Below are 13,260 nucleotides of genomic sequence, written 5' to 3' on the forward strand. Positions count from 1 at the left end.
TCTGGTCATCGTGGACAACGACGCTGCGCCGCCTACTCCTGCCGAGTATCGGGAGCGCAGTGAACGCGCCCGTGTCCAGGCCCGGTCGCGTTACCGCGACCACCTCACGGAAGTGCTGAGCGTGCGGGGCGTTGAGGAGACAGCTGCGGTGGCCGACGTCGTCCTGGATGTGTTGACCGAGTGGCGCTATGTCGACAGCGGTGAACGCTGCGCCTGTTCCTGTCACCCGCATCTACCCGACAGCGACCGGCATGACTACGGCTTCGACTGCGTGTGCACCCACACCCGTGAACAACGGCGCGCGTCATTCCATCAGGCGCTCAATGATATTCGCGCATTGTGGCAGTCACCGAGCGGCGAGCAGACCCGGTACGCGAAGCAGCCAGCTGAGGCCGCACTCCAGGCCTGGCTGGCCCAGCATCCGGGTGTGGTCGTGCACAGCCACGGTGGCTGGGCGCCCGAACAATGGCGTGGCGTCGTCGACGGTCACAGTTTCTACTTCCGTGAACGCCACGACGACTGGGACATCGAGATCGACCTACGCCCCACCGGCCAATTCATCGACGCGGTCGACGGCTTCAACGACGACGGCACCACCCGTTACCGACAGCGCAAGTTCGAGCGAGGTGACGTCATCGCTACCGGCACCACCGACGCCGAGGACTACGGAACCACCCTCGTACAGCGGGCGCAATTCATCGTCACCATCGTCCGCGACCACCTCAAGAGAAAGGGATGCACACACCACCTCGACAACCGTAACGCGATCACCGCCGCCCTCGGAACAAGCATCGACTGGTGTCCAACGTGTGGAACTCGCTTGTCCGCGAATTGATTTGAGGGCAACGCATCGGAACGAGGGCAGCGCATCGGAACATTGCCTACCTGTTCATCGCGTAGGGTCTGCACCGATAAGCCCGGTGCTTCATGCACTCGCGTCGACAGTCAGAGCTCGAAACTAGTCCGTGGTTGCATCCACAAGCGGCTCCACCGCATCGAACAGTTTGAGCAGGTCTTGGGCGAACTCGTCCTCATGACCGCGCAGAAAGCGGGCCATCCCCTTGACCTGCATGACCGCGTCACGTGCACGTCGAATCTGCTCGGGTGTGGCCCCCACGCACGGCGTCTGCGGTTCGCCGTCGTGGCTGGACCGTATGTAGGCGTTCAAGCGCGCGCGCATCGTCTCGGCTTGGCGCTCGTAGTGCTCCAAACGGCTCGTCAGTTTGCGGCGGTCCGCCTCGGTGCGGCGTCGGCATTCTTCGCTATGGAAGTCCTTGCGCCGGCCGGGGCCCAGATCTCTGTCGAATGCTTGGTCGCAGCGCGGGTTGGCGCAGGTTGCCTGCAAAACGAGGGTCTCTGACTCACCGCGGCGTTCAGCGAGGCCGACTACGTCGCCGCAACAGACGCCGTGGGGCGCGCCGATGCGCAACCGCTGCGACGCACGGCTGGTCGAGGCAAGGACCGCGAAAGGGGGCCGAGCTAGCACCAGATTTGACGATCACTTCGAGCGCGGTGCTGAACACCTCATCGGAGATCGTGCAGAGTGGTTGGCGAGTACGGATCATCGCCGAGCCTCCGTCAGGAGGGTGATCGCATGGCGCAGCTTGTACTGAGTCAACAGGCCGCGTTCGTCGACCAGGATGCGTAATTCGCACAGATCAGCGAGTTGTTGCAGCAACACTGCTGGTACGCGTTCGGCCAGGTCGAGAATCCACCGGTTGCGCAACGCGATCGGATCGAGGCTGGCATGGCCTTTCTCTCGCAACTGTTCGCTGACCCGGTTGACGATGTTGCGCTCGGCGATCGTGGCGTGGGGGGCCATCAGTAGTCGGTCGCCGATGGTGGCCGCCGCTCCCAGCAGACGTCCGCGATAGCAGGGTCCAGCACCGGCACTTGCCGAACGCCGCCACCCAAGTTCGGTACTGCGACGACACAGATCGCTCTGCCGTCGACCACGACGCTGGTGATGGCAGTGCCGCGCAACGTGCGGAAGTCCGCCGGCCGGACCCCGGCCCCATAGCTGAGATCGAGCAACAGTTGAGTGCGCTCACCGAGTCGAGCGGGTAGTCGGGGAACGATCGTCTGGAGGCGGCGGATCTCTGAGTGGCTGGCTACCGGGTGACGGTGTCGCATCGGCGCATTCTTAGGCTGCGCGGGCGGGAACTGCTGTGGATGCAATCCACGGCCCGTCTGGTACAGGATGTACCGCCGCTGTTCGAAAGAGCGCTTGCTCTTGGTGGCGGTCGCCGCCAAGTGTTCGTCGACGTTAGCCTTCGTGAAAGCTCTGACCGGATCCACGACATCGCCAAATGCCGACCAGACCAGAAAACGCGCGACGTGACCAACCCTCTTACGGTCTTGCTCGGCGGTGGTGAACGGGACCTGGCAGCGCAGCGCTGCCGCCGCTTCGATCGCCGCGCGCGCCACCACGGGGTTGTCGGCCGTGACCGTCTGGCGCATCAATCGCTCCAACCGGTCACTCTCCGATGGCGGAAGCGCTGGTAGCTCCTTAACCGCCGCCCGAGCCACCGCAAAAACAGCCATCGCCGAAACGTCCGCCGCGGCGGCATCACCAGCGTTGTGATCGGCGGCCGCGGGTGCGGCGCTGGCGATCATCATCTTCTTGAATCGCGCCATCAGCGGACACCGCCTGCGATAGGGCGCGGGAGATTGACAAGCGTACGAAGGCACGTTGGAATAGACACAGTCCTCCTTGGAGGGTTTTGAAGAGTCGACACAACTCTTTGCTTTGCCTGAAGGCCGGGTTGCCACCCGGCCTTCAGTCTGTTCCGGCCCTCTTAGGCCGCAAATCTGATTTCACTCAGGCCCCATGGCCAGTTGATGACTCCTTGCCGACCTCCTTCGCATGCTGTACCGATATACGTTGCGATGCAACGATCTACGTCTCTGACGTGATCTGATCGCCATCATTGATATGGCTTCGACGACGCGGGTCCGCCTCACCAGAGAGCTCCACCAGAGCGAAATCTAGAAGACGCTCCCCCGATTGCGACAAGGTCAACCCTTCGGCCTTGGCGTAGGTGTAGACGCGTTCCGCCAACGGTGGCGACAATCGGAATTCGACACGAGTACCGTCGCGGCGTCCCATCACTGGTCGCGACATATGGCCACCCCTTTACAAGACCGGATCGGATGATCCCGGCATCTGCCGGTGAATATAGTCCAGCAGCTCAACGCAATTCGACTGGTTGATGCCCTCCCAGCGTGGGACACCAGCTCGCCCGCACGGAGCGCACTTACGTACCCGCACTTATCCGTGCTCCCCATCTCGTGTAGGCACTGTGAGGTCGGCATAGATTTAATAGCGTTGCCCTAACACGTTTTACGAGGCGCGATGTCCGGTGTCGGCGGTCCGTTAGCGAACCCCGACATCGCCCAATAGCACGTGGGGTGCTTCTCTACTGCTTCGCCTTCCGTCAAAGCCGCTTAGCCCGAGATACATTCGACGTGCCTGAATCGAGTGGGCGTGTCGCATCGAATATGTGTCGGGTGCTGCTCCAGATGTGCTTACGTTCGTCTCTGCCACCTCGGATTGCCCGTCCACCGTGCAGGCGAGCGTTTTCGCTCCCGAGCCCTGGGGCGGACATTCGCGGCAACTCCCCGATGCACGACCTCACGCCTCGTTCATGAGGTATCTATCGTGGGTGTCATGACGGGTCCGGCCGAGCATTCGGAGACTGACGACGACGACACAGTGTTCTGGCTATCTATTCCTGGCTTCCGCGAGTCGCTCGCCCAAGCCGACGCCGATTACGCCGCAGGCCGGACTTACAGCGAAGAAGAAGTTCGGGCTCGATTTGGGCTGCCGCCTCGTCACGCAAGATAGCGCGTCGAGTCAAACAGTAACCGCTTGAAACACAAGAGATTTCGTATGCGTTGCCGAGTTGAGCTTCGCGATCAAGGCCGCCTCGACATCAGCGCACCAGGACCTCGCCAGTGAGTGAAATGGCAACCGGGATCCGATGCAGCCGGCGCCGACACCTGGTTCAGGGGACGCCCACGCATCGGCGTGACTACGTGTCGCGCCAGCGCTTCGAATCGCCCGTGGCCAGCTCCTATCACTTAACCCGCGTATCCGAGAGCATCCGCGCAAGACGAGCACAGGGTTTTGACGAGATTGGCGCTGTGCCGCAGAACTCCGGGTCGACCGCAGCGTTCACAGGTAGTCGCGGAAGCGCTTTCGGCCTCGGCAAGGATGGAGTCGAAGGTGGCCTGCTGTTGGGTGGCTGACTCGTCGCCAGCCGGTGAGCAATAGTAACGCAGGGTGCCGTACTTCTCCTTGACCTGGTGTATGACGTAGTTGGGGTCGATCGCGGCGAGTCGCTCATCAACCGATACCACCAGCGCGTACCAGCCTGGGCCGTGGTCGATCCAGCGACCCCACCGTTCGGGAATCCGCCCCAAGATCGACGCAAGCGCCGCAGCGTAGGTTCCAGCGTCATCTGGGACGCCCCTGTGGTCGAGAGCGGCGGTGGCGTTCTGGAGCAAGGAAGGGTCGAACAATACGTCTTCATCATCCACTGGAGGCACCACTATCCCGTGCCGCCTTGACCGCGGGCGTCTTGACGTTGCACACGACGTACAGTTTGCCTCTTTTAGTGGCCTGATCGACATAGTGGCCGGCGCCACGCTCGCTGTGTACGGCGCCTACCCCGCCGAAGGCCGCAATAGTCGAGCACGCGCAGGTCATAGTGCGCCTCCAGGATCCACCAAACCCAGCCCCACGCCGGGTCTGAGCATTCGACACCACGGGGCACGCGTCGCTCAATGACGACCTCCCCACCGCTTGACAACTGTTCCCGTTACCAAAGATTCGAGGCTGATCGCGTCTGTCTCGAATCCCCCACCACCCGTTGTAGGTCGACTAGATGGTGCCTGTAGTGGCGTCGAGTTGATCGAGGTATTCCAGCAGCGCATTGCCATCGCGGTGCACCAGAACCTCATCGGCAGCTACATGCGCGTCCACCTCGCGCTCACGCTGCTGCCAACGCTCGGTCCAGAACCATCGTTGATCGGCTGGATTCGGCATCTTGTGATTGTCGCTCACACGCGCCCTAGCTCGCCGTCTGCCTCCCGGAACCGGTGAACACGTTGGTAAGCAACGCCATCCAACGCGCAGGCACCGACCCCACCGGCTTACAGCGCTGACAGCCTGCGCGCCGGCTACGTCACCCACGCTCACCTGCGCGGCGCCACAGACCGCGCCATCGCCCACCAAACCCGACACCGCTCCCTGGCCACCCTCGGCACTTGCGTCCGCATCCACACAGCTTGGGACGACAACGCCGCCACCCCGTGCGGGCTTTTGACCCGTGGAGACGGAAGGCGCTAGGGCTCCAATGGTGTCGCGTGGAGCGTGAGATGTACTGCGGCACGAAACATTTTACTACTCCCACCGTGGGAGGACATCGCTGACCGAAGGGGCATTCTTGGCCAGTGTCGTCCGCCAGTCCAAGCGACCCCGTTTTTGCAATTGGCCGATCAGCACGATGCGCGCGAGTCCGAGTCTTGTTGCCGTCTGTTCGACCCACGGCGCGTTGATCCGCGAGGGCACCGACGGGTACCCGTTTGGAAAGATCCAAGTGCCGGCGCCGTCGTTGGCTTCCCTCTCACGGATTGACTCCTGTGCACGACTGTCCTCCAAATCCTCGACGATGGGGCCGTCGTCGACGTGTCCACGGAGGATGTGGACGATCTCGTGGAGCAAGGTGAACAAGACTTTGTCGAGGCGCTTGCCGCGTCCGGATAACCCAATGACGGGGTGACCATCCACGAACAGCGCGCACCCATCGATTTTGGCGCCGGGCAGCGCTTCGACGTAGACCAACCTGACACCGGCATCACGCAATTGATCGGGCAGCGTTGTGAAGTCCTCAGCTGACTTCACCGACCGTGGGAGTGATGCCGCAAGCTTGGCCAGCATTTCGGGCGAATACTCACCAGCTGGAGGTAGCTTCCTGGCCTGTTTTCGCACGCAGGCGACCCATGCTTGCTGCAGCATTGTGATGTCTTCGCCGGGGTTCGCGCGTTTGGCTGCCGCTCCGAGTCCAGGCTGATCATTGATAGACGTGAGCTCGAACAACCCCATCACCTCGGCTTCCAGCTCGTCCAGCGTCGAACCGGTGAGGATCTTTCTCTTCTGCAGAAGTTGAATGGGTGCGAGCTCGTTGAGTCGCGCCCGGCGGCGTACGTCGTCGAGTTTTGCCTGCGTCGTCGGATTCTTAGCTTGCTGGGCCAGAAGATACTGGTCCTGCAACTTCAGCCAAAACTCCGGCGATAGGGAGAGTGCCGCACCGATCTGGGCGGCCGACTCGCGGGTGATCTCTTTCTTGCCAGTCACGATCTCAGATACGAATTGGGTCGGGCGGTCGATCACGGCGGCGAAGTCGGCTTGGGACCATCCGCGAGCCTCGAGTTCATCACCTAGAAGTTCGCCGACAGGTGTCTGATCGATTGGTAGCGAGTCGTTGTGTGTGGTGTTGCTCATCGCTGGGGTTCCATCTGTACTGCCAAGACCCCGAAAACCACAGCGCCGTGGTTGTCGGAAATCTTGAACGTGAGGTCAATAACGCGGCCAGAACTCAACGTGGCCCGAGCCCGTGTGGGGTCACCGGAATGGTCAGGTTCGATCCGCAGCAAGCGCATGTTCCGCAGGTCGGTTTCGACGTGAGCGGCACGTACGCACTGGATGAGACGGTGAAATTCCCGGATCTCGCGGTTACTCCAACCCGCCGGCCGGAACCCTGGATCAGTGGCGAGGCGGCGCAACCCCTCATCCAAATAGTCCTGTTCCACGCGTCTGTACTCCATCACCCATCGGCTGATGACTTGAATGTCGTCACCGAACCTACCGGCACGGGCCAAGAATGCCTGGTGCGACACCTATCTCAGTAGTCTACCTGCTATCACCCATTAGGTGATGACAATTGTCTGATACGATGAGGGTTACATGGCCTCACTGCCGGAAGTGGTGGGACATGTCTCGGCAGTAAGGCGAGGTCCGCGTGGGTTTTGCCGACTTGATTCCAGGAGGAAGCAGAGATGTCAGATCTTCACCAGGACCGGCGGGAGCAGGACTCTCGTCGGCATAAGCCCATCACCATCGTCATCGACGAGGCCGAGTTCGACACTGTCGATGACGACCAGGAGGCGGCATCCCTGCTGCGTCTCGCGGGTCGTGACCCCAAGGACTTCGATCTCTTCATCGTCGACAGGCACGGTGTCGAGACGCACGTCAAGGACAAGCAAGTCGTCAACCTGCGCGACGGCGGGCGGTTCCGCACCCGCCGCAAGGTGCACTTCACCATCGACGGCGAACACCACACCAGCTGGGACGACGACCAGACCGCCGCCGCGTTGCTGCGGCTGGCCGGTGTCGACCCCGCCAAGTACGACCTGGCTCGGGTCAACGCTGCCGGCGGTCCCGAGACCTTCACCGGAGATCAGATGGTGACTATCCACGACGGGGACGAGTTCGTCACCGCCAAGCACATCGGCGGAGTCGCATGATTGACCTGCCGCCACCCGGCTCCCCTGCGCGTCGCTTCGCCGACGACATGACCGCCGCGGGGGCGCCGGTGCGCGCCGAGTCTGGACGCCTGATGTTCGACACCCTCGCCGTTGGCGGCGCGTTGGCCGGGCAATGGGTGGCGACGGGAGTCAGCTTGGCGGAGGTGCAGACCTGGCCGCAGGTGCCGCCGCACTGGGTGCATCTGCCTGAGACCGTGGTGTTCGAGACCACCAACAGCGACACCACTGATTGCCCACCCGGATGGCGGCGGCATTCTCGTGAATTCACCCATACCGACACCTCGATCTCACCGGCGAAGGCATGGCTGAGTCACGTTCGCGGCCTGCTGTCGCTAGCCATTGCGCCCGCGGCTTAGCGCCCGCCTCAAACAGCAAAGCCAGTCTCTAAGGAAGGACGCCGACATGCGGTACTCGGTCGCCATGACGGGCGCGGTGCACGCGACGATGCGCGAGCACCTCGTCCGTGAAGACGGGCAAGAAGACGTACTCGCTGCCACCTATCTGTTGTCCGCCGGCGTACGGCGCACGACAGCCGTGGTGCAGACCGTGATCCCGCCTCAGGACGGAGAACGGCTGGTGCATGGTAATGCCTCCTTCACCAGCGCCTACGTCCTGCGTGCAGCAACCGAGGCCCGTACGCGCGGTGAAGGGTTGGTGCTGTTGCACTCCCATCCCCGTGGCCGCGGATGCCAGGGCCTGAGCGACACCGACCACGACACTGAAGCCGACTACGAACGTGTCGCACGCGCATACACAAAGATGCCACTGCTTGGCATGACCCTCGCAGGCCGCGACGACGGGTGGTCGGCGCGCTTCTGGTTTGACGACATCCGCCCGAGCTGGGCTGAGTCGGTGCGCTGCGTATCCGACAAGTTGATCGTCACCTGGAACGACGGCCTGAGGCCAGCACCGCAGCCGACCCCATCACAACAGCGCACCGTCTCAGCATGGGGTGACTCCGTACAGGCATCGATCGCCCGCTTGCGTGTTCTGATCGTCGGCACTGGCAGCGTTGGCCTTGACGTCGCGCAACGCCTGGCCGCTACTGGGCTCCTTGAAGTTGGCGTCATGGACTTCGACGCAGTCGAGCCCGTCAATCTGGATCGCATGATTGGCGCCACGCGGCTCGACGCCGCCCTGGGCCGCGCGAAAGTCGCCGTCGCCGCGCGGCTCATGACCTCCGCAGCCACCGGCAACAACTTTCATCCCGTCGTGCATGAAGTGAGCGTCACCGACCCCGCCGGGCTTCAAGCCGCCTTAGACTATGACCTAATTTTCTCTTGCGTCGATCGGCCCTGGCCGCGAGCGGTACTCAACCAGACCGCCTACGCCGACCTCATCCCCGTGATCGACGGTGGTATCGCTCTCGACACCTTTGCCGACGGCAGGCTACGCGGCGGCATCTGGCGCGCCCACACTGTCGTACCCGGGCGCCCCTGCATGGTGTGCTTGGGGCAACTCGACCTGGGCGAACTCAGTCTCGATATGCAGGGGCTACTCGACGATCCCACTTACATCGCCAAGACCGGCAGACAGGCGCCTGCTGGTCAAAACGTTGCCGCTCTGTCCGCCAGCGTCAGCGCCGCACTCCTGGCCCAGTTCGTGAGTCTCGTCGCACATCCCGGCGGGCGCGGTGTCCCCGCACCGCTGCGTTATCTCCTTGCACTCCACCGCCTCGAACATTCCGCCGCGACGACCGGGCAGTACTGCAGCTACGAGTCCGAAACGGCGACCGCAGACCATCGTCCAACGCTTACCAAGGCTCAGTCCGAGTGGCGGCGCATCGTCGCTGAACGCAACATGCGAAAGCCTCCGCTGCGGCTGCTGCTGCTCGACGCCGCGCACCAGGCACTGCAGAACGTGACCTCCCGAATGATATGAAATCTATTGCCGAACATGAATTTTCATGTTCGTGATCAGCCCCGGTAGTCGGGCTGTGATCCCCAGGCCGGCGCAGATCTGGTCCAGTGCGCGGAGACGGTCGACCGTACCCGTCACTCCTCTGTCTCGAAAACCTTCGTTTGCGAGATACCTTCACGTACCGCGCCGCGGTCAGTACCGGTCGGGCCAGTTGACGCAGGTCGCACTTCTTGGCTGCGGGACAGCACACTGCGCCTCGCCTACCCTCACGCCAACTGGCTAGTGAGGACCCCTGCCGCGTTTCCGGCACGCATGATGACGCCCCCTGTTAGCGTACCTAAAACAATGGTTCGATTAGACAGAACGGTCTTGCGTAGGTTAATGCCAAATGGTTCCAGAAACTCACGTCCTCCGGCTTCGCCGGTTGACGATGAGCACGCTCGAAAGCAGCTCGAAACTAACGAAGCGCGCGCCTATACGACGTACCGCGCAAGGGAGGCCGCGTGTGTGCGTCTAGGGCGACGGGCGCGGGCATGGAACTGGGCACTGGTCGCCTTTTCAACAGCCACAACCGTAGCGGCGATCGGAATGCTCACTGATCCATTAATGTACGGCCGCAATGGCTCGACTCTCATGGTCTGCGTGTCGGTTCTTACGCTCGTCGTTTCTTTGGCTACGACAAATATGGATTACTCCGGACGAAGCCGCGACATGTTCCTCAATTATAGAAAAATTCAGAGACTGTCTGTCGAAATGGAAGAACTTCGCAGTTCGAAATTGGTCACGTTCGATTTGGTACGTTCACTAATGGATCGCTATCAAGCTGTCCTAGACGAAAGCGAGAACCATACGTCCGGCGACTACTACCGGAGCCTATCAACTAAGTATGCAACTGGTCATCCGCTGCACCGCGGGAAGTGGATCTCCGTTGCACACATACCTGCTCTGCTCGTTGATTTCGTCATTACTTCCTTTCCCTATCTGTTCCTTCTGCTGCCACTTGTGCTGCTGATACCGCTAATAAACAGCCTGGTCCTGTAGAGACGCAGAGACATGGCGGTGCTAGATTGGCCGCGGGTCCCAAGAGGGGCTAGGCCACCCGTCTGCAACGCAGCTCGATTGAGCCTGCAAGGCGTTAGCGCGCGAGCGCGAGCGCGCGGAAGCAGCATTTCGAGGCGGGACAGCCGACAAGTGGGGTCTGGCAGGTGCTAGGCCCCACTTGCTTTTGAAAGGCGATCGATTGGAAGACTTGGCCAAAGCGATTGCGGACGCAGCCGCTCGAAAGATACGCGCCCGCGAACGTCTCATGAAAAAAACTCATGACGAGTCCGTGCGTCGCCAGCGCCGCTCGAGCTCTCACCTTGACCCGCTTAAGGTCCGCGAACCAGCCTTGTGGTCGTACGACAAGAGCCACAATCCATTCCACGTCCGCGCAAGGTCCGCATCAATTGGACACGCGATACTCTCGTCCATTAAGTCCGGAACCTTTGCCCCTCTGCCGCCCGCGGGCTTCAGGATCGCAAAGCCGGCAGGAGGACCGCGCACTGTGACCGCCTTCGCGATCGCAGACGAAGTCGTATCGAAACGGCTCTATACGTCTCTCATGAACAAGAACCGAGCGCGCCTTAGTGCACATTCATACGCGTACCGAAAAGATCTGGGCGTCCACGATGCCATTTCGCGCATGCAGGCAGATTGGTACGGCGAACACCGCCTTTACGTGGCGCAGTACGATTTCGCCGATTACTTCGGATCAGTCGACCATGAACATGTGTGGTCGACCATTCACGATTTGAAATTTGCAATCACAAGGACGGAGCGCCAACTACTGAAGGCATTTATGCTCGCGCCGTTACCTACGCTGCTGCCATCAACTATGCCGACGTCTTCGCGCTCACGTGACCGAGGAATCCACCAAGGAACAACTATAAGCCTATTGCTCGCAAACATAGCGGCCACGCCCCTGGATCGGGAATTCGAGCGTTTAGGCGTCTCGTTTACACGGTATGCCGATGATGTTGTTATATGGAGTCGAGATTACAATAACTTGAGCCGCGCCGTAGAGGAGCTGCATCGTTTTGCTGATATTAGTCGCTGCGCAATCAACCACTCAAAGAGTCCTGGCATCGGCCTGCTCACCCTACCAGAAGCGAATGAAGCTGAATTTAGAACGCTCCATAGAGTCGACTTTCTAAGTCAGAGCATTGGGCTACGAACTGTTTCCATATCCGAGCGTGCTATTTCGACCGCGAAAAAGACATTGACTGCATACATCTACAACCATTTATTGCGCGAGCCATCCAAGGGTACCCAGGATATCAAGCGGCTAATCGGTGAATTAGACCGTGACTACGTTGCGCTGATATGGCAGCTACGTCGATACTTGTATGGCAGCCTCAGCGAGAAGCAACTGCGCCGGTTACTGCGCGGGCCATTGCCATCAATGATGTCACTGGGTGGATTGCTCGGTAGGCATCCCTTGGTCGACGACATCGAACAACTGCAGGAATTCGATGCCTGGCTTTCCACGCAGGTTTGGTTGGCGCTGCGCAAGCGGGCCGAGCTGTTGCGTGAAGCAGCGGGTGATGTACCAACGCCGGCACCTTGGGGGTATAGCCAAGAGCAACTCGCGGCCTTCACAACCACTTCGACTCGGGGGCTGCGATCCACGGTCGATGGGCGCTTGCCTAGCAGTGTGCGTATGTCCGAACTCGTGCGACGGGCAGTCGGAGCTCACGGCACGCGAGTAGCTACTCACACTGCTTCGCTCTACGGTTGGTCCTGATCTCAGATGATCTCAGACTGTCGGCGCCCTGCAACTCGCGCTGTTCAGCCGACAACCTATGAACTCGGCTCGGAAGAAGAGTGACCGTTCGTCGAAGTAGCGCTCCGTACGCGCTTGCGAGCACTTCTCGGGTATCCGCCCCGCGATCGTCCAGCCGGTAGTCTAGCCAGAGGTGACATGAAAGTGTCACTGCTAGTTTGGAATTGCGACCTTGCGTACGTTGTCGAGGCGACGGTGGATCATCGACAGGGTGCCGAGAACGTCGAGCGCGTCTTGCTCGGACACGTCCCACACCAGCCTGGGTTCGTGGGCAGCAGGGTTTCGAAACGCCGCGAAGACTCCTTCAGCCAGCAGCGCGATTCCCTCTTGCTCGTTGCGTTCGGTGACGGTCGACCACTCGGTCAGCAGTACCCGTGGTTGTTTGCCGCGCAGCGCTGCCTGAACTAGAGGTCTTCCATCCTCGTCAAGGCACGACTTCTCCCGCAGCCGAGCGCCGAGCCCCTTGACCGCTTCGAACACGGCTTCGTAGTGGTCCTTGCGCAGCAGTTCCTCCCGGCAATGACGTATGACTTCGGGGTGAGCGTCGCGCGCTTCGAGTAGCTTTCGCAGGCGCACGCTCCGGGCAGATGCCTCCGAGGCAGTGGGAGCGGTCTTAGCGCGGCCGATACGTCCGTCGTCTAACACGCGATATCCCGACATCGACAGAACCTGTGTTAACTCGTCGCGGGCCACCGTAGCCTTGACCTGACGGTTCCACACCATGTCTGGCTTCATCGCCGCGACGATGACAGCGAGGATCGGCCGACCGTCTCTCTGCGAGAACTGCTTCTCTTCCATGCTGGCCGCGAGACGCTTCCACTTGGCTCCAGTCGCGCCGAGGGTGTCTGGCATCCCCAGCGACGCAAGAAGTCGTGTCAGCTCGGGACCGGTGTACAGCTCGCCGATGATCCTCGCGATGTTCTCGATCGAGCCGTGACCGAACGGCGCAATGGTGTTCTTTGCCATCGCAGCAGGCTAACGAGCTCCACCGACGCCCTTGTGTGCTGTTTGGTTGGTGACGAAGC

13 protein-coding genes are annotated in these 13,260 nt (G+C 61.2%); 6 read left to right on the forward strand and 7 right to left on the reverse strand.

What is annotated here, in order from left to right; all coding sequences use genetic code 11:
• Positions 1-148: 148 nt before the first annotated feature.
• Positions 149-835: a hypothetical protein gene (locus tag B1790_RS06370; protein WP_233164966.1), complete on the forward strand. Its 687-nt coding sequence runs from the start codon at positions 149-151 to the stop codon at positions 833-835.
• Positions 836-958: 123 nt separating this feature from the next.
• Here B1790_RS06370 and B1790_RS06375 read toward each other — a convergent pair whose 3' ends face one another.
• The 6 genes from B1790_RS06375 to B1790_RS06400 all read right to left on the reverse strand — a co-directional run bounded on the left by B1790_RS06375 (position 959) and on the right by B1790_RS06400 (position 6,508).
• Complete coding sequence (locus B1790_RS06375; RefSeq protein WP_142271092.1) at positions 959-1,429, reverse strand: hypothetical protein; 471 nt, start codon at positions 1,427-1,429, stop codon at positions 959-961.
• A 132-nt stretch (positions 1,430-1,561) separates the two neighbouring features.
• Positions 1,562-1,822 carry a hypothetical protein gene (locus tag B1790_RS06380; protein WP_079922382.1) on the reverse strand — a complete coding sequence of 87 codons (261 nt, stop codon included), beginning with the start codon at positions 1,820-1,822 and terminating at the stop codon, positions 1,562-1,564.
• Entirely contained in the window at positions 1,822-2,637 is an 816-nt protein-coding gene (locus tag B1790_RS06385) for a hypothetical protein (protein ID WP_079922383.1), read from the reverse strand. The genes B1790_RS06380 and B1790_RS06385 overlap by 1 nt, the downstream gene beginning before the upstream one ends.
• A 1,446-nt stretch (positions 2,638-4,083) precedes the next feature.
• Entirely contained in the window at positions 4,084-4,542 is a 459-nt protein-coding gene (locus B1790_RS06390) for a hypothetical protein (RefSeq protein ID WP_142271094.1), read from the reverse strand.
• A gap of 343 nt (positions 4,543-4,885) precedes the next feature.
• Complete coding sequence (locus B1790_RS34620; RefSeq protein WP_158083777.1) at positions 4,886-5,050, reverse strand: hypothetical protein; 165 nt, start codon at positions 5,048-5,050, stop codon at positions 4,886-4,888.
• Positions 5,051-5,407: 357 nt separating this feature from the next.
• Positions 5,408-6,508: an ImmA/IrrE family metallo-endopeptidase gene (locus B1790_RS06400; RefSeq protein ID WP_079922386.1), complete on the reverse strand. Its 1,101-nt coding sequence runs from the start codon at positions 6,506-6,508 to the stop codon at positions 5,408-5,410.
• 554 nt (positions 6,509-7,062) lie between these two features.
• Here B1790_RS06400 and B1790_RS06410 point away from each other — a divergent pair.
• The 5 genes from B1790_RS06410 (at position 7,063) to B1790_RS06430 (ending at position 12,196) form a co-directional block, all read left to right on the forward strand.
• Positions 7,063-7,530: a hypothetical protein gene (locus B1790_RS06410; RefSeq protein ID WP_079922388.1), complete on the forward strand. Its 468-nt coding sequence runs from the start codon at positions 7,063-7,065 to the stop codon at positions 7,528-7,530.
• Positions 7,527-7,907: a hypothetical protein gene (locus B1790_RS06415; RefSeq protein WP_079922389.1), complete on the forward strand. Its 381-nt coding sequence runs from the start codon at positions 7,527-7,529 to the stop codon at positions 7,905-7,907. Before B1790_RS06410 ends, B1790_RS06415 begins: the two co-directional genes overlap by 4 nt.
• A 46-nt stretch (positions 7,908-7,953) precedes the next feature.
• Entirely contained in the window at positions 7,954-9,432 is a 1,479-nt protein-coding gene (locus B1790_RS06420) for a ThiF family adenylyltransferase (protein WP_079922390.1), read from the forward strand.
• 360 nt (positions 9,433-9,792) lie between these two features.
• A complete protein-coding gene (locus B1790_RS34160) occupies positions 9,793-10,452 on the forward strand; it encodes an SLATT domain-containing protein (RefSeq protein WP_158083778.1) in 660 nt (219 codons plus the stop codon).
• 265 nt (positions 10,453-10,717) lie between these two features.
• Positions 10,718-12,196: a reverse transcriptase domain-containing protein gene (locus B1790_RS06430; RefSeq protein ID WP_079922392.1), complete on the forward strand. Its 1,479-nt coding sequence runs from the start codon at positions 10,718-10,720 to the stop codon at positions 12,194-12,196.
• A 192-nt stretch (positions 12,197-12,388) separates the two neighbouring features.
• Here the strand turns inward: B1790_RS06430 and B1790_RS06435 are convergent, their stop codons facing one another.
• Positions 12,389-13,201 carry a TIGR02391 family protein gene (locus tag B1790_RS06435; RefSeq protein ID WP_079922393.1) on the reverse strand — a complete coding sequence of 271 codons (813 nt, stop codon included), beginning with the start codon at positions 13,199-13,201 and terminating at the stop codon, positions 12,389-12,391.
• Positions 13,202-13,260 lie beyond the last annotated feature (59 nt).

The organism is Mycobacterium sp. AT1, assembly GCF_002043095.1.
Lineage (GTDB): Bacteria > Actinomycetota > Actinomycetes > Mycobacteriales > Mycobacteriaceae > Mycobacterium.

Coding starts and splice junctions, on each gene's coding strand:
- B1790_RS34160 (WP_158083778.1), top strand. CDS start 9,793: ATGCCAAATGGTTCCAGAAACTCACGTCCTCCGGCTTCGCCGGTTGAC.
- B1790_RS34620 (WP_158083777.1), bottom strand. CDS start 5,050: ATGCCGAATCCAGCCGATCAACGATGGTTCTGGACCGAGCGTTGGCAG.
- B1790_RS06420 (WP_079922390.1), top strand. CDS start 7,954: ATGCGGTACTCGGTCGCCATGACGGGCGCGGTGCACGCGACGATGCGC.
- B1790_RS06400 (WP_079922386.1), bottom strand. CDS start 6,508: ATGAGCAACACCACACACAACGACTCGCTACCAATCGATCAGACACCT.
- B1790_RS06430 (WP_079922392.1), top strand. CDS start 10,718: ATGAAAAAAACTCATGACGAGTCCGTGCGTCGCCAGCGCCGCTCGAGC.
- B1790_RS06410 (WP_079922388.1), top strand. CDS start 7,063: ATGTCAGATCTTCACCAGGACCGGCGGGAGCAGGACTCTCGTCGGCAT.
- B1790_RS06385 (WP_079922383.1), bottom strand. CDS start 2,637: ATGGCGCGATTCAAGAAGATGATGATCGCCAGCGCCGCACCCGCGGCC.
- B1790_RS06435 (WP_079922393.1), bottom strand. CDS start 13,201: ATGGCAAAGAACACCATTGCGCCGTTCGGTCACGGCTCGATCGAGAAC.
- B1790_RS06380 (WP_079922382.1), bottom strand. CDS start 1,822: ATGGCCCCCCACGCCACGATCGCCGAGCGCAACATCGTCAACCGGGTC.
- B1790_RS06415 (WP_079922389.1), top strand. CDS start 7,527: ATGATTGACCTGCCGCCACCCGGCTCCCCTGCGCGTCGCTTCGCCGAC.